Origin of the sequence: Streptomyces sp. CA-250714, assembly GCF_050936705.1 — a bacterium.
Taxonomy (GTDB): domain Bacteria; phylum Actinomycetota; class Actinomycetes; order Streptomycetales; family Streptomycetaceae; genus Streptomyces.
Genome location: NZ_JBNJMI010000001.1, coordinates 98,273 through 122,463, shown reverse-complemented (window position 1 = coordinate 122,463; position 24,191 = coordinate 98,273). Strand labels below are relative to the sequence as shown.

General features: G+C 67.7%; 16 protein-coding genes and 5 pseudogenes. 12 read left to right on the top strand and 9 right to left on the bottom strand.

Translation table 11 applies throughout. The features are described 5' to 3' along the window. Positions 1-13 precede the first annotated feature (13 nt). Positions 14-1,252, top strand: a pseudogene (locus ACQEU8_RS00690) (IS110 family transposase). Positions 1,253-1,511: 259 nt separating this feature from the next. Here ACQEU8_RS00690 and ACQEU8_RS00685 read toward each other — a convergent pair. Then, complete coding sequence (locus ACQEU8_RS00685; RefSeq protein ID WP_433095710.1) at positions 1,512-2,408, bottom strand: hypothetical protein; 897 nt, start codon at positions 2,406-2,408, stop codon at positions 1,512-1,514. 927 nt (positions 2,409-3,335) lie between these two features. On the opposite strand from ACQEU8_RS00685, the gene ACQEU8_RS00680 reads away from it, so the two are divergent. Then, on the top strand, positions 3,336-4,091 hold the full coding sequence (locus ACQEU8_RS00680) for an SDR family oxidoreductase (protein WP_433095709.1): 756 nt from the start codon (positions 3,336-3,338) through the stop codon (positions 4,089-4,091). 102 nt (positions 4,092-4,193) lie between these two features. Here the strand turns inward: ACQEU8_RS00680 and ACQEU8_RS00675 are convergent. Beyond that, positions 4,194-4,428 (bottom strand): annotated as a pseudogene (locus ACQEU8_RS00675) (integrase core domain-containing protein); the annotation flags it as partial. Then, positions 4,418-4,646 (bottom strand): annotated as a pseudogene (locus ACQEU8_RS00670) (IS5 family transposase); the annotation flags it as partial. The pseudogenes ACQEU8_RS00675 and ACQEU8_RS00670, both read right to left, overlap by 11 nt. A 223-nt stretch (positions 4,647-4,869) precedes the next feature. Here ACQEU8_RS00670 and ACQEU8_RS00665 point away from each other — a divergent pair. The 3 genes from ACQEU8_RS00665 (at position 4,870) to ACQEU8_RS00655 (ending at position 6,564) form a co-directional block, all read left to right on the top strand. After that, complete coding sequence (locus ACQEU8_RS00665; protein WP_433095708.1) at positions 4,870-5,991, top strand: LamG-like jellyroll fold domain-containing protein; 1,122 nt, start codon at positions 4,870-4,872, stop codon at positions 5,989-5,991. Further along, the gene (locus tag ACQEU8_RS00660; protein WP_433095707.1) at positions 5,984-6,109 is read left to right on the top strand and encodes a hypothetical protein; all 126 of its coding nucleotides are present in this window, start codon (positions 5,984-5,986) and stop codon (positions 6,107-6,109) included. Before ACQEU8_RS00665 ends, ACQEU8_RS00660 begins: the two co-directional genes overlap by 8 nt. A 260-nt stretch (positions 6,110-6,369) precedes the next feature. Further along, on the top strand, positions 6,370-6,564 hold the full coding sequence (locus tag ACQEU8_RS00655; RefSeq protein ID WP_433095706.1) for a hypothetical protein: 195 nt from the start codon (positions 6,370-6,372) through the stop codon (positions 6,562-6,564). 1,916 nt (positions 6,565-8,480) lie between these two features. On the opposite strand, the gene ACQEU8_RS00650 is transcribed toward ACQEU8_RS00655, so the two are convergent. Beyond that, positions 8,481-9,479, bottom strand: coding sequence for a helix-turn-helix domain-containing protein (locus ACQEU8_RS00650; protein ID WP_433095705.1), 999 nt, complete (start codon positions 9,477-9,479; stop codon positions 8,481-8,483). A gap of 270 nt (positions 9,480-9,749) precedes the next feature. Here ACQEU8_RS00650 and ACQEU8_RS00645 point away from each other — a divergent pair, with 270 nt between their 5' ends. Next, positions 9,750-10,145: a hypothetical protein gene (locus ACQEU8_RS00645; protein ID WP_433095704.1), complete on the top strand. Its 396-nt coding sequence runs from the start codon at positions 9,750-9,752 to the stop codon at positions 10,143-10,145. A 127-nt stretch (positions 10,146-10,272) separates the two neighbouring features. Here ACQEU8_RS00645 and ACQEU8_RS00640 read toward each other — a convergent pair. Beyond that, positions 10,273-11,157: pseudogene (locus ACQEU8_RS00640) on the bottom strand (IS110 family transposase); the annotation flags it as partial. A 701-nt stretch (positions 11,158-11,858) separates the two neighbouring features. Here ACQEU8_RS00640 and ACQEU8_RS00635 point away from each other — a divergent pair. Both ACQEU8_RS00635 and ACQEU8_RS00630 read left to right on the top strand, forming a co-directional pair. Continuing rightward, entirely contained in the window at positions 11,859-12,680 is an 822-nt protein-coding gene (locus ACQEU8_RS00635) for an alpha/beta fold hydrolase (protein WP_433095703.1), read from the top strand. A gap of 737 nt (positions 12,681-13,417) precedes the next feature. After that, a complete protein-coding gene (locus tag ACQEU8_RS00630) occupies positions 13,418-14,482 on the top strand; it encodes a LacI family DNA-binding transcriptional regulator (protein ID WP_433095702.1) in 1,065 nt (354 codons plus the stop codon). On the opposite strand, the gene ACQEU8_RS00625 is transcribed toward ACQEU8_RS00630, so the two are convergent. From ACQEU8_RS00625 to ACQEU8_RS00610, 4 genes are read right to left on the bottom strand one after another with little or no spacing between them, the layout of a single operon-like run. Then, positions 14,445-15,863 carry a glycoside hydrolase family 32 protein gene (locus ACQEU8_RS00625; RefSeq protein ID WP_433095701.1) on the bottom strand — a complete coding sequence of 473 codons (1,419 nt, stop codon included), beginning with the start codon at positions 15,861-15,863 and terminating at the stop codon, positions 14,445-14,447. The two genes, ACQEU8_RS00630 and ACQEU8_RS00625, sit on opposite strands and share 38 nt — an antisense overlap. Further along, complete coding sequence (locus tag ACQEU8_RS00620) at positions 15,860-16,705, bottom strand: carbohydrate ABC transporter permease (protein WP_433095700.1); 846 nt, start codon at positions 16,703-16,705, stop codon at positions 15,860-15,862. Before ACQEU8_RS00620 ends, ACQEU8_RS00625 begins: the two co-directional genes overlap by 4 nt. Before the next feature lie 29 nt (positions 16,706-16,734). Continuing rightward, complete coding sequence (locus tag ACQEU8_RS00615; protein ID WP_433095699.1) at positions 16,735-17,688, bottom strand: carbohydrate ABC transporter permease; 954 nt, start codon at positions 17,686-17,688, stop codon at positions 16,735-16,737. After that, positions 17,685-19,094 (bottom strand): extracellular solute-binding protein, encoded by a 1,410-nt coding sequence (locus tag ACQEU8_RS00610; RefSeq protein ID WP_433095698.1) that lies wholly within the window; start codon positions 19,092-19,094, stop codon positions 17,685-17,687. The genes ACQEU8_RS00615 and ACQEU8_RS00610 overlap by 4 nt, the downstream gene beginning before the upstream one ends. 164 nt (positions 19,095-19,258) lie before the next feature. On the opposite strand from ACQEU8_RS00610, the gene ACQEU8_RS00605 reads away from it, so the two are divergent. The 4 genes and pseudogenes from ACQEU8_RS00605 to ACQEU8_RS00590 all read left to right on the top strand — a co-directional run bounded on the left by ACQEU8_RS00605 (position 19,259) and on the right by ACQEU8_RS00590 (position 24,164). After that, positions 19,259-20,842, top strand: coding sequence for a glycoside hydrolase family 32 protein (locus tag ACQEU8_RS00605; protein ID WP_433095697.1), 1,584 nt, complete (start codon positions 19,259-19,261; stop codon positions 20,840-20,842). 240 nt (positions 20,843-21,082) lie between these two features. Beyond that, a pseudogene (locus ACQEU8_RS00600) lies at positions 21,083-21,359 on the top strand (TIM barrel protein); the annotation flags it as partial. 400 nt (positions 21,360-21,759) lie between these two features. Beyond that, positions 21,760-23,058, top strand: coding sequence for a cytochrome P450 (locus ACQEU8_RS00595; RefSeq protein ID WP_433095696.1), 1,299 nt, complete (start codon positions 21,760-21,762; stop codon positions 23,056-23,058). Continuing rightward, positions 23,055-24,164 carry a cytochrome P450 gene (locus ACQEU8_RS00590; protein ID WP_433095695.1) on the top strand — a complete coding sequence of 370 codons (1,110 nt, stop codon included), beginning with the start codon at positions 23,055-23,057 and terminating at the stop codon, positions 24,162-24,164. The genes ACQEU8_RS00595 and ACQEU8_RS00590 overlap by 4 nt, the downstream gene beginning before the upstream one ends. Positions 24,165-24,191 lie beyond the last annotated feature (27 nt).

The window sequence follows — 24,191 nt, the reverse complement described above, 5'->3', positions numbered from 1 at the left end:
GCGAAACTGCACGATGGGGAGGAATATCTTGATCTACTGTGGCATTGACTGGGTGGAGAAGACACACGACGTCGCTGGTCGACGACAGTGGCCAGTTACTGGCCGAGTGGCACATCACCGATGACGCCGCTGGCTACCGAATCCTGCTGGACCTGCTCACCGAGTACGGCGATACCGAGGAGAATCCGATCCCAGTGGCGATCGAGACATCCCGGGGCCTGCTGGTGACGGTGCTACGGACGGGCAAGCGGCAGGTGTTCGCGATCAACCCGATGGCCGCGGCTCGCTACCGAGACCGGCACTCCGTCTCCCGTAAGAAGTCCGACCCCGGTGATGCCCTGGTCCTGGCAAACATCCTGCGCACCGACATGCACGCCCACAGGCCGCTGCCCAACGACTCCGACCTCAGCCGCGCGATCGCCGTCCTGGCTCGTGCTCAGCAGGACGCCACCTGGAACCGGCAGCAGATCTCCAAAGCTCCGCTCGCTGTTGCGGGAGTACTACCCGGCCGCTTTGGCGGCCTTCGATTCTTGGAAGAACGGCCTGTGCCGACCGGAGGCACACGAACTCCTCAAGCTGGCTCCGACCCCGACCCGAGCAGCGCGCCTGGCGCGCACGCAGCTCCAGGCCGCGCTGAAGCGGGTCGGCCGCCAGCGAGGCATCGTCGCTGAAGCAGACCGGCTCAGAGAGGTTTTCCGCGCCGACTGGGCTCACCAGCCGCCGCTGGTCGAGGACGCGCTCGGCAAGCAGATGCTCGCCCTCCTTGGCCAGTTGCAGGCCGCCTGCACCGCCGCCGAGGACCTTGCGAAGGCGGTCGAGGAGGCCTTCCCTCAGCACCCGGACGCTGAGATCATCCTCAGCTTTCCCCGACTCGGCATACAGCTCGGCGCCCGGGTGCTCGCCGAGATCGGAGACGACCGGCAACGGTTCACCGACGCCCGCGGACAAGGCATACGCCGGGTCCTCGCCCATCGCCAGGGACTCTGGAAAGAAGTCGAGCATCACTCGCCGCTGGGTGAAGAACGACCGCCTCAATCACGCCGGCTACCTCTGGGCCTTCTCCGCGATCACCGCCTCAACCGGCGCCAACGCCCACTACCGGCACCGCCGAGACGACCACGGAGATTGGCACGCCGCCGCCCAGAGGAACCTCTTTAACCGTATGCTTGGGCAGTTCTACCACTGCCTCCAGAACCGCCGGTTGTTCGATGAGTACACCGCCTTCCCGACGCCGCTTGCTGCCGCAGCTTGACGCGTTAGGAGCCTGAGGTGTCTGGGCTGCGATCACCCTGATGACCCGCCGCATCACCCGCACAGCCACCCCTGCACGCGCCGCCTGAACCAGCCGGCCGCCGAAAGGACCCGTCAAAGCCCGGACACGGTTCCCGGGAGACGATGACCCCGAGAACCGGCAGCAGCTCCTCAACCTCACGCCAAGGACAGCAGGAAACGGCAGACGGCGGCAGCGCCACACCGTCCGGGAAGCGACCTCCGCCATATGCCGGAAACCGTCACCTGGTGCCACCGCGACCCGAAGCCCGACCCCGGAACAGATTCCGGGCCAGATTCCGGATGTGATCACGGTTTGCCGGTATGGGAGGCAGCTTGTGATCTCGCATGATTTCACCGAATGAAGGCGTGAAAGTATTCGCAGCCCTGCTGACCGAGTGGGCTGCGGCGATCTGGTTGTTTTTCCGTTGCAGACTCTGCAGCGTCTGATTGTCCCAGGACAGAACAGGTATGACCCTCCCTGACCGTTGCATTACGTCACTGACGGCGTCACTCACGGTCGGCTCCCGGCCGATTATGTTCCGCAGTTGCGACGCATATGCCCCGAGAAAAACCTTCTGTACAGCCGCAGTCTCGGCATAATTCAGGTCGATACCGGCCTCCGTCTTCTGCCGGTAGGGCTGCAGGCGTTGGGTGAGCTCGTCAGCGACGGTCTGGCCGCAGACCCTGGCAGTCCATGCCGTGTTGCGCTGCAGGTAATCGAGGCACCGGTGAGGGTGCATCGTTTCGAAGTTGGGATTCACGTCGGACAGGCGGGAATCGATTGTTCCGTCATGCGCGGTCACGCCCACGACCTGAGACGGTTCGATCGGCGATATCGAGTGATACTCATCCTGGAATTCGCGCGGTTCGTGTCGCGCATTGGTTGTGCGCACAGCCACGGCCAGGCACGAAGGGTTCATCGTATAAGTGAGAAACGACTGGAATTCTCGGCCGCTTCTGAAGCTCTCGCCAGGAGATCCCGAAAGGCTTATATTCCATCTCCCTTGCTGGTTTTGGAAGGAGCGCGGCAAGCCTACGCTGAGAGTACTTTCGAGAGCTGCCAGATCGATTCCCCGGAAAGCATGCCACTTGACGGAATCATCTTCCGTGAGCTGCAGAAAGTCTGGACTCGGCATGAAGAACCTCTCGGCTGATGCTGTTTCGAGGCCACAACGTGCCGCCCCCACGAAGGGTTCAGACCGCACCACCCACCGACGCGCTCGTCGCCATTCTCCCAGCCCGCTGACCCCGACCCGCCTGCCGAGCAAGGGGCGAGGGGATCAGAAACAGCTTGCAAAAGAGGTGACGCCGTCGCTGTCCCGTCGGCCGCTGGGGAACGGCCCCGCAGACGGCCCAGGCGCGGCCCTGGCCGGCCGCGCCGCAGGCCCCGCCCCAGGCGCCGCCGCTCGCCGCCGCGCCCACCATGGCGGCCAGGCCGGTGGGCCCGCAGCACCCCACACCGCCGCCCGGAGGGGCGTACCCGCCGGCCGGGCACTTCCAGCCCCGCCCGCCGGGCCCGGCCGGCCCGTACGGACCGGTCCACCCGCGCCCATTGCCTCCGCCCCGCAGGTGGGACCCCTCCGCCCCGCAGGTGGGACCGCGGCAAGACGATCGCGGTCGTAGTCGTGGCTTGACTGGGTTCTGGCTCGTTCTCCTGCCGCTGCTCGCTGCAGCTTTGCGTTGATCCTCCAAATTCCCAATTCCCAATTCCCAATTCCGAAGACGTGGACGGCCCGGGCATCGGCATGTTTTCGCTGGCCAAGCCAAGCCCGCTGCCGACGCCTATCGCGCCGTGCTCGACCGGATGGACGAGAGCTTCGATTCGAGGTGCAAGGGGTCACCGACAAGCTGGAGTTCGAGTACAGCGAATGGGAGTACGCCACGAAGAACATCGACTGGTACACCCATGACGCGATCTGCTTCTCCCTCACGGGCTGACAAGCCGAGAAGTGTGCGAGCGAGGCGACCTGGACGGCCATGTCGTGCGGGCGGGTCCGAGCGCGGCATAGTCAAGATCGGCCGGACACCTCCTGGTCCTGCCTGCGCCCACATATGTTGGCGACATGACACTTGCAGCCACCGCCGGCACTGCCTTGGTCACCGGAGCTTCTCGTGGGCTCGGCGCCGAGATCGCCCGACGTCTCGCGACCGACGGGCACCCGGTTGCCGTTGGCCACCGCTCGGGGGCCGAAGCGGCCCACGGGGTGGTGGCGGACATACGCGCATCGGGCGGCACCGCAGAGGCGTTCGCCGCCGACGTGACGGACGAGACTGCCGTCACGGATCTCATCGCGGACGTGACCGCCCACCTTGGTCCCGTCGCCACCCTCGTCGTCAACGCCACCGGCCCGCAGCCCGAGCTGGACCCGGCTGCGGTGACCTGGGATGACCACCTTGCCCAGCTCACGTTCTTCGTCAAGAGCCCCACACTGCTGATGCAGGCGGTGTTGCCGACCATGCAGGAGCGTGGTGGTGGCCGGATCATTCAGATCGGCTCCGATGTACTGGAGCGCTCCCTGCCGAAGATGTCGGCGTACGTGGCCGCCAAGGCCGCCCAGCACAGCCTGACCGAGTGCTGGGCCCGCGCACTCGGCCCGTACGGGATCACGGTGAACACTGTTGCGCCAGGCTGGGTTCCGGTCGAGCGGCACGCCGGAGCCAGTCCTGAGTCACTGGCCGCCTACGCCGCCGACGTGCCACTGGGACGTATGGGCCGACCGGAAGACGTCGCAGCTGCCGTGGCCTTCCTCGCCTCACCGGGAGCGGGCTTTGTCACGGGCGAGCGCATCAAGATCAACGGCGGTCACACGCTCAGCTAAAGCGTGTTGCAGAAGGCTGTGGTCTGGGCATTTCCCTTGTGAAGGCTGCCGCCGAATCTCGATGAAGGCCAGGCGCTGAGCGTGTAGGCCCCCTCCGAGAGCCTAGTTGTAGGAGGGCTGGACGTTGGTGACGCCGGCCCGCAGACGTGATGCTGGCGGTCGGCCTCCGGCTCGGGAGTGCGGTCGGTGTAGTTGTAGTGGATGTTCCAGACGCGATCGAAGAGGAGGGACTGTCCTCGCTGCAGAGCTCACGGGCGTAGAGCAGTTCCTCTGCCAGGATCCGCTGGTAGCGCTCCACCTTCCCGTTATGGCGGGGCGTGTAAGGCTCAAGTGCCTCGCCATGTTGGTGTGCATTCTCTGGTGAGGGCGGCGGGTCATCAGCGTGATCATCGCGACGTAGATCATGCCGATGGATCGGGCCGGGAGGGCTTCGTAGTCGCGGGCCAGGCGGCGGTGGTGCACCAGCCGGCCGAGGGTGCGCTCTACTGCCCACCTGCGCGGGAGCACGGAGAAGCCGCGAGTGCCGGGGGTGCGGCGGACGATTTCGAGGTCGACTCACCAGCTCAGCCACCGCCTCGTACACCAAAACTCCCCTCCGAGCGTCAGGATGGGGCGGGTCTTGCCGTGGTGATCACCTCACCTTGGCCAGAGCGGCCCGCACATCGCCACAGGTCTGGGGGCGGATGGGATGTCAGAACGTTCTCCCCTGGCTGTCCTGCAGGAATGTGGACCGGTGGATATCCTCTGGGACGGAGTACGGCTGAGTGGGGGAGCGGTCATGACGGATACCGAGGTGGGCAGTTTGGCGGCACTGCTCCAAGAGCTGAAGGACCGCACTCCCTTCAGCTACGGCGCTCTTGCCAAGCGGCTGGGAGTGAGTCCCTCCACGCTCCACCGGTACTGCCGCGGCACCACCGTGCCTGCCGACTACGCCCCCATCGAGCGTTTCGGCCGCCTGTGTAAGGCCACCCCCGCCGAGTTGAGCGAGTTACACCGCCGGTGGGCGAGCGCCTACGCACAGCGCACATCTGCCGTGCCGACAGCTACCACTCCCCAAGATGTGGAGACCATCTCCCAGCACACGGCGCCGCTTTCTGACCGGCCGGAAGACGCAGTTTCTCCGGGGTCACCCGGCAGGGGCGCCCCCACGGGGATCGGGCAGGACGCCCCGCGGGGCCGCACACGCCGGACTGTTGTCCTCTCGGCATTCGCCACCCTCGTAGCGGCCGGCGTACCCACCGGCCTCCACCTGACGCGTGACACCACCCCCGAACCTGTCGCCGCGTGGCCGCTCGATGAGAGTCGCGGAGCGAAGATCGCGAAGGACACTGCAGGCAGCTATGACGGCACCGCGACCGCGGTCGGCTGGGGCGAAGGCAGCGGCGGGGCCGCCCTGTTCGACGGTCGCAGCAGTCGGGTGGCCACCGCCGGGCCAGTGCTCAAGACCGGCGAGGGTCACAGCTACACCGTCTCCGCATGGGCCAGGCTCGGCACGCTGGATACAGCTATGGAGTTTGTCACCGTCGTCAGCCAGTCCGCCGGTGACCTGACCGCATTCTTCCTGCAGTACTGGGCGAAACCCAATCGCTGGGCTTTCTCCGGGCCCAAGGACGAGTTTCGTGTGCTGTCGTCCGTCAAAGCCGTCCCGCATCGCTGGACCCACCTTGTCGGTGTTTGCGACACAGGCATGCTGACTCTCTTCATTGACGGGAAACAGGTGGGCACGGGCAGCGTGAACGTTGCCGCGCCCGAGTCGGAAACGGACCAGCTGATCATTGGAGGTGCCGGCCTCGCACGCACATACGGCGACACCTACAAAGACTTCTTTCCCGGCAGCATCAAGAATGTCCAGGTCTTCGACCAGGTCCTTACCCCGGACGAGATCAAAGCGCTTGGCTGAGCGCGGTCCGGAGGGCCGACGGAGCCGTACACGAACGGTCTCCGTCCAGGAGCGTGACGACCTCGGCTGGGCGGCTGTGACGCTGGAGTTGGCGCTGGCCACGCGGTACCAGGGCTGACTGTCCGGCGACTGCCGCAGATACGGCAGACAGCCGACCGCCGGCGTCTCCGTGCCCTCCTGGTGCGGACGCTGGCGACCCATCCAGGCCCGCCTGGGGGACCAGAAGTTCTCCGCGATGGTCAGCGCCCTCGATGATGCGCCGGCGGCTCTCCGCTCCAAGGGAGATCTCTGCCCGGCCTCCTGACGGCATGGGTATCGTGAGGGTGCATTCCCGCCCCGTGGGTCACCGCGCATTGCGACGCGCTGCTCGACGCCGCCTTGAGCGCGACGGCGCGGCTGCTGCACGTCGTTCTGCTGGCCGCAGCCGACCACGAGGAGCCTGCCGAGCAAGTCCCGGCGCTGGTCGGGTTGCCCGACGGTGAGGCGATGGGACCCTTCCTCCAGGAGCTCGCCGAGGCCGGCCTCGTGGACGTCGGCGAGCACTGTGGTCGGCAGCCTGCCACCATCGTGTAACCGCTGCCTCTGCCGGAAGAGCGGCGCAGTCACACCTGTGTGCCGTGTGAGGTGTGCGGCGAGTGCTCGTGCCAGTACATGCCCGGCCGGTGCCAGCCGTGTGCCGATGCTGACCGTGCTGAGGCGCGTCTACGCCAGGATGTGGCCCGTTGGACGGCGCATCGGGAGGCCGGTGCCACCTATGCCAAGGGCCGGAGCGGGACGCGTTTGCACCGCTGGGACCGCCCCTGGCGGGAGAGCCCGGACAAGGCGATGGCCCGGTTGTCGGAGGTGCGATCTGGGCCCGTTCGTCGGACATCCGCGGTTGCCCAAGCTGTTCACCGCCGAGGAGTTGTGGGCGAAGGACTGCCGCTTTGAGTTCCTCCATGAAGGCGCTGAGGGCCAGGCCCTGTATGGCAGATGCCCACCGTGTCAGGAGATCCATGAGGGCTGGGACGCTTTCCGCGTACACGATCTCGTATCGCAAGATCGTGGAAAGACAGACCAGAACATCGGCTGGGAGACCGACGGCTCGTCGTGCCGGTAGACCTCCAGAGTCAGTGGGTTCGTCTCACCACCGCCGAGCTCACCCCACCGCTGGTAGCCGACATGCTCCCTCTCGAACTCGAAGTCCGCTCCCTCCACCGCCGCGGCCTGAATCGGATCCGACTCCCGCGGAACCCACGCACCCTCCAACGGCCACTTGGACACCCTGCGCGAGATGCTCGACGGCACGACCGGCGACTAGGGGCCGTCCGGCTGAGGTACGTCAGTGAGTGCTTTGGTTCCCCCGTTGCCCGGCTGGTTGCCTCTCCGGACTCCCTCATGTGGGGTGACACCCCTTAGGACAGAGATGGGGATGGAGATGCGGAGGCTACCCGTATCGACCCCCGAGGGACGGAGCGGCCGTGGGCACTGTGCGCATGAGCTCTGAAGTGCAGGAGGTGTTGGCTGCGTCCGGGATGGCGCAGGCGTGTAAGGAAGCGGCGCAAGGGTGCGGACCGTAGCAGCCTGTACGGAGCGAATCACTGGCACAGTGGACGTGGCGGTGACGGGCGTCGAGGGCCCGCAGGTTCACGTGTGGTTTACGCACCCGGACTGCATGCGCTGGACCGTGAAGCAGCTTAAGACCGCAACTCCGAACAATCCCATGGATGACATGCGGGTCAGCACGCTGCTCCTTTCTCGTCGGGGCATGGGCTTGCGATGCCGGCCGTTGAGCTCGTCAGCTCGCAGTTCTTCGCCGACACGCCCCGGACCGAGCTCACCGACGCCCTCGCCCCCTACCTCCAACGCCGCGGTTTCGAACCCGCCGTCGATGTCGTCAGCGCGCCGCCGCCGACGGCAGGATGGATCGCGGTGCTGCAGGGGGCACCGGACCTCCCGCCCCGGGGTGCCGGCAGGGACCAGTCATCTGGTGATCACGGATGCGGACGGCACCGTCTTCTTCACCGGCTCCGCCTTCACGCCCACCTGTTGGCGGCGCACGACGCTGGTCGCCGGGGAATGCGCGCTCTGCTAAGGGCCTGTCGGTCTCGATCCCGCCTCCCGTGACTTCCCCCAGCAGCACCGGCTCCTGGACGCCGCAGCCCGCGACGGGCAACTGCTGGCCGCACGAGTGCCCTGCATGGACGATGCGGCCTTCCAGAAGGCGTGTGGGCCATGACGTCGGCGAACGAGCGCCGTTGGGAACGCCACTGCCGCAATGCCGTCCCGAGACGGCAACTCCCGCACGACGGGCAGCACAGCCGCGTTGGCCCGTGGCATCGGGGGGAACATCGAGAAGGTTGCTGAAAATCTTGTTGTGGGGGCTGCCCCGGCTGTGGGCCGGGCGGCCCTGTCGCTATGCGGTGGCCCGGATGAGTTGCCAGGTGTCGCCGGTCCGGTGAGTCCGAGGTGATCAGTCGCCGGAGGGGCGAGACGGGCGCGTCAGCGGCTCACATGGGCGAGTTGTGTTCGCTCTGGTCTGCGGTGTTGCGCCATTCACGGGGGGACATGCCGTAGGCAGCTCGGAAGGCGCGGCTGAAGTGGGAGGTGCTGGTGAAGCCCCAGCGGTGTGCGACGGCGGTCACTGACGGGCCGGAGCGGAGGGGGCGGCTGAGTTCTCGTCGGGCCACCTCCAGTCGGCGGCTCAGGATCCACCGGCTGACGGTGGTGCCCTCGTGCTGGAACAGCCGGTGCAGATAGCGCACGGAGATGCGGTGCGCGTCGGCGATCGTCTGCGGGGAGAGGTCCCGATCGGTCAGACGGCGGTCGATGAAGGCCCGGACACGCAGCCGTAGCGCGGTGCCCGCGGCGTCGGTGCCCGTGTCGGGAACGTCGCGGTCCAGCCGCTCGGCGATCAGGGTGGCCAGCAGGTCCGCGGCGTTGCGGGCGAGTAAGTCGCCGATGTGCGGGGGATGGCTTCCCGCCCGGGTGACGAGCCGTGAGAGGAACTGGATGACCAGCGCCGCGGTTTCGGTATCGGCGTCCAAGGGCACTGCGGTGATGCGCCGCAGATCGGCCTCGCGAACGCCCAGCATCGACCGCGGTATCTGGAAGACGTGCATACGGAAGGGGGCGGGGTAGGTGACCGTGTAGGGGCCGGTGGTGTCGAAGAGGGTCAGGGCCCCGGGCCGGAGCAGTGTCTGGCCTCGTTTCTGGTCGATCACCAGGAGACCGCTCTCCTGCAGTAACACGTTGAGATAGTCCGAGCCCGGCCCGCCGACCACCCGTACGGTCTGGCGGACCCGTAAGGGGGCGGCTTCCGTCATGGCGACGGGCACGGAGCCGAGCAGGTCGGCCGTGATCGTGCCCCCGTAGGGCGCGTCCGTGGGCGTGGAGATGTCCAGCTGGACAGACGCCAGTTGGTCGTACGTCTGACTGATCACCTCGTACCAGTAGTCCAGCCGTTCCTTGGCAGGTATCGGCGCTGTGGACAGCACTGTGGGCGCCATGCCCCTCCCCCTACTTCCCCCGGATTCACGTTCTCCGTCCCCCGGCCGGTCAAGGGCCAATGGGGCGGGGACGCAGTGCGCTCTACGACGCACCTGGTGCACGGACAGGCAAATTCTCTCTGGTGCTTGAACCTAACGTGGCTGTGCGTGGTTCGGAGCTCCGGACCATGCGTTCGTCTGGAAATCGCCGCTGCGCGGCGCGGGGGCCGCTCAGGCTGCGGGTCCTGCTGGAATGCGCAGCGCGACATGAGACCGAGAAAAGGGAATTGAATGCGCAAGATGAACACGATCACCCGGCAAGCCGGTCTGGTCACCGCACTGGCCGCCCTGGCCGGCACCATGGTGGGCATGAGCGCGGGAACCGCGTCGGCCGCGATCCCCTCCTACGACTTACAAGTGTGTAACGCCACCAGCGATTCCGACGTGGAACTCACCCACAGTGACAGCTGGGCGTCGCGTCCCTTCGCTGAAGTCCCCCGAGGGAATCCCTGCACGAAGTTCAAGGTAAAGACAGGGGAGGGCGTCTATGTGAGGATCAATAACGACCCGCATGACGCCAATCCCAACGCCAAAAAAATCACGAAATTCGCCATGCCCAGAAGCAGCTTCAAGGTCTGGGTGGGCGGAAGCTTCGCCGCGCCGCGGTGGGATACGGTCGAGCTCTAGACCAGAAGATTGCTGGAAATGTAGGTTCTGGCCCCGCTCTGGGTGGAGCGGGGCCAGGCTTGTGTTCATGCAGGGGGAATGGGCTGGGGAGAGCGTCGGCGAGGACGTGTGGGAGACGTGCTGGGTGTCCGAGCTGGATGCCGAGACCGGGGAAGCCGAGATAGATGTCAGCGTCCGGGTGCTGAGGGAAAGCCTCTTCCACCGCCCCCGCGAGCTGGTCGGCGGCGGTGCAGGCGGCCTCAAGCTGGATGAGGAGGGCGAGCATCTGCTTGCCGAGCGCGTCCTCGACCAGCTCGGGCTTGTGGGCGTAGTCGCCCCGGAAGGCCTCACGGAGACGCTCGGCCTCGGCCGGGATGCTGCGCTGGCGGCCGGCCCGCTTGAGGGCGGCCTGGAGCTGGGTGCGGGACATCTGGGTGGCGCGGGTGGGGGTGGGGGCGGCCTTGAGCAGTTCGCGGGCCTCGGGGCGGCACAGGCCGTTGGTCCAGGTGGTGAAGGCGTCCAGGGCGGCGGGGTAGTACTCGCGCAACAGCGAACGGAGCTGGTTGGCGGTCTGCTGCCGGTTCCAGATCGCGTCCTGCTGGGCGCGGGCGAGCACGGCGACGGCGCGGGCCAGGTCCGTGTCCGCCGGGAGTGGGCGGTGGGCGTGCATGTCGTCGGTACGCAGGATGTTCGCCAACACGAGCGCGTCCCCGGGGTCGGACTTCTTGCGGCTTACGCTGTGGCGGTCGCGGTAGCGGGCGGCGGCCATCGGGTTGATCGCGAAGACCTTGCGCGCGCCGGTGCGCAGGACGGCCACCAGCAGGCCGCGGGAGGTCTCGATGGCGACCGGGATCGGCTCGGCCTCGGTGCCGCCGTACTCGGCGAGCAGGTCGAGCAGGAGCCGGTAGCCGGCCGCGTCGTCGGTGATGCGCCGCTTGACCAGTAACTGGCCGGTCTCGTCTACCAGGGCGATGTCATGGCTCTTCTCCGCCGAGTCGATACCGCAGTAGATCACGATGTGCACTCTCTTCATGATGGGGTTGTTTGCGTTGGTTACGAGCGCATGCGGCCACGCGAGCGACCTAATCCCAGACCTCGCCTCCGCTGGGCCGGGTCGACACCTCACCAGCCGTTCGTGGCACCAGCGCACCCCACGGGCCTCAGTCTCCGCGGGAGCTCAGGCGGCTCGGGCGTATCAAGAGGTCACCGCGAAGTGGGCTCGCACCACCAGCACCAACGAGTGATCAAGCTGACGGTTGTTGACGATGGTGACGGTCAGGCCAGCACCGAACGCTGCGCGCTCTACTACTAGGCATCCAGGCCCGGTGCGGGACAGGCATGTGCCCGGCGCCCACGCAACCGCCACCATCGTGAGCAGCGGGGCCGCGCGGCGATCTAGCGCGAGGCCTCCAGGGCCCAGCTGCCCCGAGGCGTCAGCCTCGCTACTCGAACAGCCAGCAGAAGCATTGGCCCCTTCGTAGGCGCGCGCCTCCCGCTGTTGCTTGCTCAGGACAGGTAAAGCGGCAGTCTACTCAATGGCTTGATCAATACCTTGCTCATGGCTTGTTCATACGCGCGCAACAGGCCACGAGCCTTGACTGCAAGGGCTCGGCGATGTGACATCCGGCGGCGCCAGAGGCTTGACGCCTACCAGCCAGTAAGTAACCATTCCGCTGCGGTCGACATTGTCGACCCCGGTTCGATTCACGGGCCGGAGCGAGAAAGGTTCACGCCATGCGTCTGCGCACCCGCCTCCAGCTTCTGACCGCTGCCACCGCCGCAGCGTGCCTCGGCCTCATGGGCCTCACCACCACGGCTCACGCCGACGTCACCGATATCCCCCCGGCGGGCGCCAACGACTGGTCGTGCAAGCCGAGCTCGGCGCACCCCGAGCCGGTCATCCTGGTCAACGGCACGTTCAAGACCATGGCCGAGAACTGGGCCACACTGTCACCGAAGCTCGCGGACGACGGCTACTGTGTGTTCGCCTTCAACTACGGGCATGCCGCCACCGACCCCATCCCCGACTCGGCGGCCGAGCTGCGTGACTTCGTGAACGCCGTACTCGGCTCGACGGGTGCGAAGAAGGTGGACCTCGTCGGGCACAGCCAGGGCGGGATGATGTCGCGGTACTACATCAAGTTCCTCGGCGGTACGACCAAGGTGGACGATCTCGTCGGCATCGTGCCGTCCAACCACGGCACCTCGAACCCGCTGGCCCTGGCGGCCGGAGCCACCGTCTGCCCGTCCTGCGCGGACCAGACCACCGGCTCCGACCTGCTCAAGAAGCTCAACGCCGATCCCGAAACACCCACGGGCCCGGAGTACACGCAGCTCGCCACCAAGTACGACGAGGTCGTGGTCCCCTACACGAGTTCGTTCCTGAGCGGCCCTGCGGACCATGTCTCCAACGTCCTCCTGCAGGACAAGTGCCCGCTCGACACCACTGAGCACGACCAGGCCACGAAGGACCCGGTCGTCGCGCAGTGGGTGGAGAACGCCCTGGGCCGAAAGGGCCCGGCCGACCCGCGCTTCCAGCCGCACTGCGTCGGATGAGACATCAGTCTCCAGCCCTCGAACAGCAGCGAAGGGTTGTCAGCGGGCCTCTGGTGCAGTGACTGCTCGGTCCAGATGGTCTTGCCGTCGCATACGTAGCGGGTGCCCCAGCGCTGGGTGAGCTGGGCGATGAGGACGAGTCCGCGGCGGGCCTGCCGGCACAGCTCCACCCGCCCCGGTCCGCGTCCGTCGGTGGGCCCCTTGACGGGTACCACATCACGGCAGCGGACAGCCGCAGCAGCCACGCGCCCGCAGGCGGGTCGCGTCCCGGCATCGAGCGCCAGATGAGCTCAAGCGATCGGCGGCTCGCCGGGTTTCGGGCAGTACCGTCGACGGTCGCTGGTTGGTCGCTGGCTGATCTTGACGGGGTCAGATATGGGCGGGCGGTCGTCCTCGGAATCCGCCGGCATGGGCGCCCATCGACCGCGGTTTCTGGGGCCCCGTCCGAAGTAGCGTCCCGGGGCCGTTGTCGGCCCAGGGCCGTATTCCGCGGCTGGTGGACGCGCCGTCCATCCCGGCGGCGTGCGCGTGGCGGCACACAACGTGCGGCGGCTCCGTGTGAGCCTCAATTCCCCGTAGCCGTAGGTTCGAGTCCTCGGCTCGGCACACCGCAGACGGGAACGAGTCGCAGCGAGGTGCGGAGCCCGCCACCGCAGCCGCCGCGACCAGAAGATCCACTCCGGCCGGACCCGGCGGGTAGGCTTGTCGGATCAGGTCGAACGCGGTGGTGACGTGGCGTGGGCAGGGGCGAGAAGGTGCAGGACGGTGAGGTTGCGCGGCCGACCTCACGGGATGTCGCCCGGCTTGCCGGGGTATCGCACACGGCCGTGTCGTTCGTGTTCAACGGACGTGCCCAGGGCAATCTCTCCGCCGAGACGCAGGAGAAGATCCGCAGGGCCGCCGCCCAGCTCGGCTACCGGCCCAACGCCGTGGCGCGGGGCCTGCGGCGGCGCCGTACGGCCGTGATCGGGCTGGTCACGGACGAGATCGCCACGTCACCGTTCGCCGGCCGGCTGCTGCGCGGCGCCATGGACACCGCGCGGAGCAGCGATCACCTGGTGCTCGCCGTCGACTCCGGGACGGACCCGGCGACGGAGGACGCGGCTGTCGCTGAACTGCTCGACCGTCGGGTCGACGGGATCATCTACGCGGCCATGTCCCTGCGCCGCCTCCGCGTTCCGGCCGGCCTGCATCACACGTTCGCCGTGCTGGCCAACTGCCTTTCCGAGGACGACTCCCTCCCGGCCGTCATCCCCGCCGAGCAGGACGGTGGCCGCTCGGCCGCGCGGCTCCTGCTGGAGGCCGGGCACCGGAGGCTTGCTCTGGTGGGCGGCTTGGACGACATCGCCTCGGCCGAGCGGCTGCGCGGGTTCCGGGACGCGCTGCGCGCGGCGGAGTCGTCCTCGGGCGAGGAGCGGATCGTGCGTACGGGAGGCGAGATCTCCTCCGGGTACGAGGGGGCCATGCGGCTGCTGCGCGGCGTGCCCGCCGACCGGCGGCCCACCGGGATCGTCTGCTACAACGACCGGGTGGCCGCCGGTGTCCTCCACGCCGCCGCCCGGCTCGGGCTCGACGTTCCCGCGGACCTTTCCGTCGTCGGCTACGACGATCAGGAGCACATGGCGGCCTTTCTCAGCCCGCCCCTCACCACTGTCGCCCTTCCGCACCGTGCGATGGGCGAGGCGGCGGCTCGGATGCTGCTGGACGCCATCGAGAGTGGCAGCGTACCGCCGGTCGTCGTACGGAAGTTGGAGTGCCCGGTGGTCAGGCGTGGGTCGGTGGGACCAGCTCCCAGCCTCTGACCTGTGCGTCTCCCTGGGAGACGACGAGTTCGGCCACGTCGTCGGGGCGTCGGTACACCCGCTCGGTTGCCGTTGCCCGGTCCTCGGCGAAGAGTTCGAGCAGTGAGCCGTCGACGAGGACACGTACGGTCAGTTCCGTGCGGGAGGGCGTGCGGAGCAGCAGGGGCCCGCAGCCATCAGGCCGGGAGCGCGGCCAGTTGGAGCGGTCCAGCGTGACCGTGCCGGCTGCCGGGTCCAGCCTGACCGTCAGCTCCGCTCCGGATGCGGACCGGAGCAGCCTCACGGTCGCGACCGAGCGTGCCGTGATCACGAGGTCGTAGGCGTCCGGCAGCGGTCCGGTCCCGAAGGGCTCTGCCGCGCGCAGGAGGTCGAGCTCCGGTGCGGGGGTGACCCGGAGTGTGCCGTCCTCGTGTACGTCCACGACGCGGGGTGCCGTCAGCACGCCCGCCCAGCCTGCCCGGTCCACCTCCTCCTGCGGACGCGTCTCCCAGGACCAGCCCCACAGCAGCGCCCGTCCCGCCTCGGTGTGCTGGAGGGCGGAGGGGGCGTAGAAGTCGCGGCCGTGGTCCAGCGGGCCGCCCGCGCGGGGCGAGAACCGTACGTTCCTTTCCCCGTCCGGTACCAGACGGCCCGTCAGGTATCGCGTGGTCAGCGGGTCGCCGTCCCACAGTGCCACTGCCAGGACCCAGTCACCGTCCGGTGTCTCCCACAGCTGGGGGCACTCCCATCCCCTCGCCGCGGGACCCGGGGGTCCGAACGCCTGGGCCGCCACCGGATCCCGTCCGTCCACCAGTACGCCGGCGAACCGCCAGGCGTACAGGTCTTCGCAGTCGTAGACCAGCACCGACGGCGTACCGTCCGCGTGTCCGGCGCCGACGAGTGCCCAGCGTCGGCCGCCGAAGCGGAAGACGAAGGGGTCGCGGAACATCGTCACGTCCGACCCGGGCGGCGGCCCGGTCAGCACCGGGACCGGCACCTGTTTCCATTCCAGGAGGTCGTCGTCGACGGCGACCGCCAGACAGATGTTGCTCAGCCCGGTGTGGTTCCGGTCGATCCCGGAGTACACGGCGGTCGGTACGCCGTCCTCGTTCACCACACATCCCGACCAGCACCCGGCCTCGTCGGGTCCTCCCGGGGTCGGGGTGAGGGCGACGGGGTGGTGGTCCCAGTGGGCGAGGTCGGGGCTCGAGACGTGGCCCCAGTGCACATTCGTGTGGACGGGCGCTTCGGGGTTGTGCTGGTAGAAGAGGTGATAGCGGCCTTCCCAGCGGAACGGCCCGTTGGGGTCGTTCATCCAGTTGGCCGGCGGGCGGACCCGGAAGCGTGGCGCGTGCGGATCGACCGGACCCGTGGGGGCGGTCGACTGGCGTATGCCGTTCAACGGTTGACTCCTGCGGAGGTGATGCCCTCGCGCAGAGGGCGCTGGCCGACGACGAACACGGCGACGGCGGGGATCATGGAGAGGACCACTCCGGCCAGTACCACGGAGATGGAGCCGGTGCCGAGGTTGCCCTGGAGGGTGACCAGGCCCAGCGGCAGCGTGAGGTTCTCGGTCGAGGTCTCCAGGATCAGCGGCCGGAAGAACTCGTTCCAGTGGTAGTTGAAGGCCAGGACGCCGACGATCGCGAGGCCGGGAGCCGCCAGCGGGGCGTAGACGGAGCGGAAGATCCGCCATGGGCCCGCACCGTCGATCAACGCTGCCTCACCGAGATCCTTGGGCATGCCCAGGAAGTACTGGCGCATCAGAAAAGTACCGAAGGCCGTCGGAAAGGCCGGGATGATCAGCCCCAGCAAGGTGTCGGTCAGACCCATGGCCTTCAGTTCCAGAAACACCGGGATGATCGTGACCTGCAAGGGCACCATCATCGTGGCCAGAACGAGGCCGAACAGCGGCCTCTTGAAGCGGAATTCGAGACGGGCGAAGGCATAGCCCGCAAGGCCAGCAGTGATCATCTGGCCGACCGCGATCAGCGCGGTCACCAGGGTGGAGTTGAGCGCGTACAGCCAGACGTCGATCTGCTCGAAGACGCCCAGGTACGCGTCGAGGCTGGGGTCGGTGGGGACGATCCTCGGCGGCAGGTCGGCGGATTCCGCCGGAGTGCGCAGGGACGTCGACACGGTCCAGATGACCGGGCCGAGCGTCAGCATCGCGCACAGTGCGATGCCACTGATCCGGGCCCAGGGCGTCAGGCCATGGCGCATACGGGACACAACAGGGTTCATGGCGGCGCTGCTCATCTGACTCACCCGGCTCACTGGTAGTGGACATATCGCCGGCTGAGCCGGAACTGGAGGGCGGTGACCACCATGATCAGAACGAAGAGCAGCACGCCGATCGCGGACGCCGCGCCGAAGCGGAGCTGTTCGAAGGCGGTCTCGTAAATGACCATCACGACCGTGCGGGTGGAGTCGCCAGGGCCGCCGGCGGTGAGGACGTACGGCTGCTCGAAGACCTGGAGGGCGTTGATGACACCGACGACCGAGGCAACCAGGAGCGTCGGGGAGAGCAGGGGCAGAGTGAGGGAGAGGTGCTTGCGCAGGCCGGTCGCACCATCCAGCGAGGCCGCCTCGTGCACCTCCTTCGGGATGTTGTTGAGGCCGCCGACGAAGAGCAGGAACGAGAAGCCGAACTGCTGCCAGACATAGGTCAGGATCACGGCCGCCATCGCCCCGTTCTCCGAGGTCAGCCAGGAGACCGGGGCGATACCGACCGTGCCCAGCAGCCAGTTGACAGGCCCGAAGCCCTCATTGAACAGGTACTTCATCACCACCGAGATGGATGCGGCGGACAGCATCAGCGGAAAGAAGAACACCGACCGGAACACCGAGCGCAGCCACGTCGGCATCCGGCCGTTGACCGTGATCGCCAGCACGAGCGCGACCAGCAGCTGCAGCGCGACCGCGAGCACCATGAAGACGAGTGTGTTGCGGAAGGACACCAGGACGGTCGAATCGGTGAAGACCTCTCGGTAGTTGGCCGCCCCCGCCCAGCGCGGGGACTCGATCACGTCCCACTGGAAGAGGCTGAGGACGACCGACCCGAGGATCGGCACGACCGTGAAGACGACGATGCCGACGACGGTCGGGGCGAGGAAGAGCGCGGCGAGGAGGCGGGTGCCCCGGGCCCGGGCGGCGGTGGTGGGCCCGGGGGTCTTCGGAGCACGCGGAGCTGCCGACTGTACGGGTCTGATCTCGGTGTCCGTCATATCTCACGCTCCATGGCCTTCTCCAGGTCCGCCTGCAGCCGGCGCAGCGCGGGGCGCACCCGGCCGGGACGCGCCAGGGCGGTGCCGGTGTGCTTGATCAGGAGTTGCTCGACCTCGTTGACCTGTGGCGGGGCCGGAATCGGGCCCGTGCTGGGGATCGTGTCGAGGGTGTCGTAGAAGACCTGCCAGTGCGCCGGGCCGGTCTTTCGGTAGCGGGCGCCGTTGGCCATGGAGCGGCGGGCCGGGGTGGTCTGGTTTGCCGCGAAGAGCCTGGTCAGGGCGTCCTTGCGGATGGCGTATTTGATGAACTCCCATGCCTCGTCCTGTTTCTTCGACGTACGCAGCAGGGCATAGCCCGCGGCGCCGAACTGGTGGCGCCGGGTGCGCCAACGCGGGAAGTACCGCACGTCGTAATCCGCCGGCTTCATCCCCGCGAGGTGCAGTCCGCCCGCCCAGAAACCACCCGCGGGCGTGGCCCCGACCCGGCCGGAGGAGAACAGGCCGACGAGGTTCCGGCCGTCGCCGCCCTCGGGGCGGGTGCACAGGCCGTCCTGTACCAGGGAGGCGAGGTACTCGTAGACCTCGGCGACGCGGTCGGAGTCGGCTTCCGGTGTGGTCCACCGGAAGCCGCCGCCCCGGCCGCGCCGCTCCACCTCGGGATAGAACGCCCGCCACAGCCAGTCGCCGCCGGGCGCCTTGGACTCCGCGAGGAGGTTGGTGCCGTTCGCGAACAGCCAGGGGACCACCCCTCCCCACAGCCGGTTGGCCCAGAGGTACGGGGTGAACCCCTCGCCGCTGGTGCGCCTCATGTCGCGGAGCAGGGCGGTGAATTCGTCGCGCGTCCAGTCGGCGGCGGGGAAATCGGCTCGCGCCCGCCGGAGGAGCTTCTTGTTGAGGTACATGTCGGCCGCGTTGAACTCGACCGGCAGCTGGTAGAGGCTCCCCTCGTACATCATCGACTCGACAAGCGAGGGGTGGACGTCGGCGAAGTACTCGCGCAGTTCGGCCGCATCCCGCCGCACCCACTTGTCCAGGGGCACACCGAGCCGCCGGGCGAAGAGTTGTACGCCCTCGGTGGCTACGTAGACCACATCGGGTGCCGTGCCCGCCGCGATCTGCGTGAGGATCTTGGAGAAGAACTCCGACCAGTCGTAAGCCTGGACGGCGTTGATGCGGATCCTGATGTCGGGATGGATCTTCCGAAAGCCGTCACGCAGGGCGCGCCGGGCCTCGGGGTCGAAGGCGGACCCGAGGGTGGCGATGACGAGCGAGCCGTCGTCACGCCCGGGGATGTCGGCCGCTGTGAGGCGGTCCCAGCCGGCCGCGACACCGGCGAGGGCCGCGGCTCCGGCGCCGTACGCGCTGTACCGCACGAGATCGCGGCGGGAGAGTAGAGGGTCGATCATCGGCGCGCCTAACTCGTATTAGCCGAAGTTGGTTCCCCGATGATGAGAACCCCGTTACATCGCTGTCAAGACACGCGAAGGCTTGACCTTTAACGAGTTAGGTCCCACAGTTCCGAACCACATGAGCCGCAGTCCTGACGGCGTGTCAGTGAAGGGAGCGCACCATGTGTGCCACATCGGGTACGTCCGGCAGTCCCGGAATCTCCAGGAGGTCGCTGTTCGCCGCCTCGGCAGTGGGCGTCGTCGGCGCTGTGCTGCCTGTCGTGGCGCGACCGGCGGCGGCGCGGTCCAGGGCTGCGGCGTGCACCGGCAGTTACCGCGCCGAGTACCACTTCACCGTCCCCGACCAGTGGAAGAACGACCCGCAGCGGCCGGTCTGGATCGACGGCGAGTACCACTACTACTACCTGTACAACCCCGACTACCTGACGGGCGGCACGACCGCGGGCACCAGTTGGCGGCTGGCCACCAGCACCGACCTGGTGAGCTTCACCGACCGCGGGATCGCCGTGCCGAAGGACACCACTCCCAACGGGGACGTCTGGTCCGGCTCGGCGGTGGTCGACACGGACAACACAGCCGGCTTCGGGGCCGGGGCCGTGATCGTCCTGGCCACGATGTCGCCGGACGACAACGCCAACACCCAGGCGCAGTACCTGTACTACTCGACGGACGGCGGACGTACGTTCACGAACCACGGCACCGATCCCGTTCTGCCCAACCCCGGCGTACGGGACTTCCGCGACCCCAAGGTGATCCGCGACCAGGAACGCGGCCGATGGGTCATGACGCTCGCCGAGAACGACAAGGTCGGCTTCTACCACTCACGGGACCTGAAGTCGTGGACCTACGTCAGCGGCTTCATCAGGGACGGAATCGGCGTCTTCGAGTGTCCGGACCTGTTCCGCATCAGGGCGCAGGACGGAACCTGGAAGTGGGTGCTGGGCGTGAGCGTCAACGGCAAAGGCGCCGGGCTGCCCACCACGTACGCGTACTGGCCGGGCTCCTTCGACGGGACCTCGTTCACCGCCGACGCCGAGGAGCCGGAATGGCTCGACCACGGCTGGGACTGGTACGCGGCCGTCACCTTCGAGAAACGGGATCCGGACGGCACGGTCGACCCCACCGCGCGCTACGCCATCGGCTGGCTCAACCACTGGGACTACGCCAACAACACCCCAACGATCGACTGCGACGGCTTCAACGGCACCGACTCGATCGTCCGCGAGGTCACGCTGAAGCGCACCTCAGGCGGCAGCTACTACCTCGCGTCCACGCCGGTCCCCGGCCTGGACGCCTACGTCTCCCGCACCGTGGACCTGGGCGACCTGGACGTGGACGGCACGCGGGTGCTGGACTACGAGGGCACCGCCTACGAGTTGAGCACCAGGGTCGAGTGGGACCAACTCACGGGCGCCGGAGTGCAGCTGCGCCGCTCCGGCGACGGCAGCCGGCACGTGGACGCGGGCGTCCACGGCGACTACAGCTTCGTCAACCGCGGCCAGACCGAGAACCCCGACACCTCCGGCAACTGGCAGGAGAGCCACGCCCCCTTCGACCCCGCCGCCCATACGGTCCGCCTGCGCATCCTCGTCGACCGCACCTCGGTGGAGATGTTCGTCGACGACGGCCGTTACACCCACTCCCACGAGGCATTCCCCGATCTCGCGGACACCGGTCTGGCGCTGTTCACCCTCGGTGGCAAGGCAGTCTTCAAGAACACGGTCATCAGAGAGTTCGCAGTCTGAGCCCCTGTGTTCCGGCGCCGACCCTCCTCAACTCGATTCGCCACCGTCCCCGAGAGAACCACGGGCAGCGTGACCTGAAGGGACGTACCGAGGGGGAAACCCGCACTGTGCCGGGCCATCCTGCCCTGACTCGCACCCTCCGCCAGCGCATCGAGAACGAACAACTGTCATAAGCCCCCGGCGACCGCGGTTTCCGCGTCCCGCTCTCCGGACCCGAGCAGGTAGGCGCCGACATCGCGGATGCGGTACGTGGGCGACAAGCCGGCGCACGTCCACGTCGCCGACACCTGGCGTCGTCCGGCGAGCGCTACATCCTCAATCCGCCGGGCACGCCGACGCGTATCCATCAGCACCCTCGACATCGGCCAGGGCGAGGTCGACTGGAACAGCTTCTTCGGTGCCCTGCGCGAGCTCAGCTTCGACGGGGTCCACCGCCTGTGTCTTCGCCTGGGAGGAGCGGGCAGGTGAGCCCTCGGCGCTGATGCTGGACCGCATCACCAAGGAGCCGGCCCCTTGAGAGGTTTGCGCTCCGGGAGGTAGCGCGGATGCCGACGGGAGGTAGAGGGCTGCGGGTGCCGCCCCTTACCTCCCGGGTTCACCCTTTACCTCCCGAGGCGGTGCGCCCCCTTATCTTCGGAAAGGTCTGTCGAATACTCCTGACGGCCTGGTGAGGAAGGCGCTGTCGGACCGAGCCTCTGAGCACAGAAGTAACTTCTATCCCTACAGTCACAGTTGCCTCAGGTGAGCACTGCCTGGAGGATGTGGCTGTGTCAACTTATGCCTCAAGAACTGCGCTTGGTGATCCCTGGCCGTATGTCCGTACGGCCTGGCCAGCACGTAGTGCCCCCCTCTACGGGCAGGATTTCGCCCGCGACCCGTTCTCGTACTACCAAAGTCTGCGCAAAACCTTCGGTCCTGTGGCGCCTGTCACACTGGAGGAGACCGGCGCCTTCCGCGGGTACCTCGTCCTGGACCACGCCTACCAGTTGGAGATTCTCCAGAACCGCGGCCATGTGTGGACGCGGGACTCCCGCTGGTACCGCGACTTCGCCGAAGGTGCGCTACCCGACCACCCGCTGATTCCCCAGATCGCCTACCGGCGCAGCCGCCTCTACGCCGAGGGCATGGAGCACTCACGCCTCTCCAGCCCGGGTAACAAGGCGCTGGCCAAGATCGACCTGCTGCGTACCCGCACCCTCATCGAAGACCTCGCGGAGCAGCTCATCGCCTCGTTCTTCCCCGCAGAAGGGCCCGGGGAATGGAACGAGGCCGACATCCTCGACCAGTACGCGCTCCAGCTGCCGCTGCTGGTCATGATGCGGCTGATGGGTATGGACGAGGCCAGCGCGCTGGCCACCGGCACCGCCATTCACGAGATGCTCAGCGGCGGTCCCGGGGCCCACCGTGCCGCCGCGGATCTCGATGTCCGGATGCGGGCCCTGGTTGAGGAGAAGCAGAGGGCCCCGGGGCCCGACCTCGTCTCCTGGATGCACCACTACAACCGGCAGATGGAGCAGCCGCTGGATGCTCACGAGCTGAGCGAGGACGTATGGCTGCAGATTGTCTGCGGGCGCGGCGGCAGCAACACCTGGATCTGCAACACCGTGTTGGAGTTGCTGACCAACCCCGAGCTCAACTCCGACGTCATCGCCGGGCGCTGTCAGATGGAAGAGGCGATGAACCGCGTCATGTGGGTCAACGCGCCCGTCCAGAACCTCATCGGCCGCTGGGCCACCCAGGACACCACGCTGGGCAGCTATCCGATCAACTGCGGGGACATGGCGATCATCTGCCTCGCTGCGACCGGAGGTGACCCGATGATGATGTCGACCAGCTTTGATGTCTCCCGCACCAACAGGTCGCATCTGGCCTGGGGCGCCGGTTCCCACGGCTGCCCGGTACCGGACCTGGCCACGCTCATCGTCCGTACGGGGCTCGAAGTACTGTGGAACAGGCTGCCGGGCATGCGGCTGGCCGTTCCCAAGGAGAGTCTCGCCTGGGACCTTCCGTATATGGCCAGGTCACCCACTGCGCTTCCCGTGATATTCCCTTATCCGCCGACTTCTCCAATGAACGGACAGCAGTGGACCGCACAGCACCGCTTTCTCTCGAACCCGCCCCGGCCGATCTCCACGGAACGGAAGGAGCAGCCCTCCGAGCCGCAGGGCCGGTTGCCACTGTGGCGCTCCCTGGTGGCGTGGTGGCCAAAGCGGTGACGACCCGGGAGGCGGGTGCCCTGGTGATGGGCGACCCCCGCTTTTCCAAGGACATCCAGCACTGGGGCGCGCACGCACGCGGGGAGATACCCGTGGACTGGCCGCTGCTGTTCATCGTGGAGGGCAAGGGCCTGCTCACCACCGACGGCGAGACCCACCGTCGGCTGCGGCTCCCCATCCAGCGCGCCATCTCGCCCCGCCGCGTAGAGGCGCTGCGTCCCGAGATCGAGGCGCTTACCGACCGCCTGCTGGCGGGGCTGGCCGCCGTTCCCGCCGGGGAGGAGACGGATCTGCTCGCCGGGTTCGCGCTGCCGCTGCCGCTGGATGTCATCTGCTCACTGCTCGGCGTACCTGAAGACGGCATGCTGCGCAAGGAGTTGCACGAGCTGTCGGCGGCGGCGTTGAACTCCGAGGCCGGCGCGGAAGAGGTGCAGCAGACGGTCTCCCACCGCTTCCCCGAGACGCTGCTTGCACTGATCGAGCAGAAGCGCGCCCGCGGCGACCGGGACGACCTCACCATGGACCTGGTCACCGCCATGGACGAGGGGGAGCTGAGCGAGGCGGAGGTCATCGGAAACCTCGTGTCCACCGTAATCGGCGGCCACGAGACGACGGCCACTCTGATCTGCCACGCCGTCAAAGGGCTGCTGACGCACCCCAAGACGCTCCAGGCCGCGAGAGCCCGGCAGGACGCGGGGGAGGACCCGTGGCCCGGCATCGTGGAAGAGGCGCTGCGCTGGGAGTCTCCCATTCGTCATTTGATGTTCCGTTACGCACTCGACGACGTGGACGTCGAGGGGGACATGATCCGCAAGGGGGAGGCCGTGCTGGTGCCGCTGTCGGCCATTCAGCGCTGCCCGCACGCCTTCCCGGACGGTGATCCGGAGGTCTTCGCTCCCGGCCGCGCCGACGCCTCCCGGCATCTCGCCTTCGGCTACGGCCCGCACCGTTGCCCCGGTGCATCGCTGGCCCGGCTGGAGGCCGAGATCGCCCTGCAGCGGCTCTTCGCTGCCTTCCCGGGACTGGCTCTCACGGGGCGGCCCGCCTCCCGGGTGCCGTCCCTGGGCATCAACGGCTACCAGGAACTGCCGGTCCAGCTGCGCTGAGACCGGCACTGCCGGTGGTCGGCCCTT

Bases quoted from the DNA above. Each gene is read 5' to 3' on its own strand.
- ACQEU8_RS00650 (WP_433095705.1), bottom strand. From the start codon at position 9,479: ATGGCGCCCACAGTGCTGTCCACAGCGCCGATACCTGCCAAGGAACGG.
- ACQEU8_RS00645 (WP_433095704.1), top strand. From the start codon at position 9,750: ATGCGCAAGATGAACACGATCACCCGGCAAGCCGGTCTGGTCACCGCA.
- ACQEU8_RS00685 (WP_433095710.1), bottom strand. From the start codon at position 2,408: ATGCCGAGTCCAGACTTTCTGCAGCTCACGGAAGATGATTCCGTCAAG.
- ACQEU8_RS00635 (WP_433095703.1), top strand. From the start codon at position 11,859: ATGCGTCTGCGCACCCGCCTCCAGCTTCTGACCGCTGCCACCGCCGCA.
- ACQEU8_RS00665 (WP_433095708.1), top strand. From the start codon at position 4,870: ATGACGGATACCGAGGTGGGCAGTTTGGCGGCACTGCTCCAAGAGCTG.
- ACQEU8_RS00610 (WP_433095698.1), bottom strand. From the start codon at position 19,094: ATGATCGACCCTCTACTCTCCCGCCGCGATCTCGTGCGGTACAGCGCG.
- ACQEU8_RS00605 (WP_433095697.1), top strand. From the start codon at position 19,259: ATGTGTGCCACATCGGGTACGTCCGGCAGTCCCGGAATCTCCAGGAGG.
- ACQEU8_RS00620 (WP_433095700.1), bottom strand. From the start codon at position 16,705: ATGAACCCTGTTGTGTCCCGTATGCGCCATGGCCTGACGCCCTGGGCC.
- ACQEU8_RS00680 (WP_433095709.1), top strand. From the start codon at position 3,336: ATGACACTTGCAGCCACCGCCGGCACTGCCTTGGTCACCGGAGCTTCT.
- ACQEU8_RS00615 (WP_433095699.1), bottom strand. From the start codon at position 17,688: ATGACGGACACCGAGATCAGACCCGTACAGTCGGCAGCTCCGCGTGCT.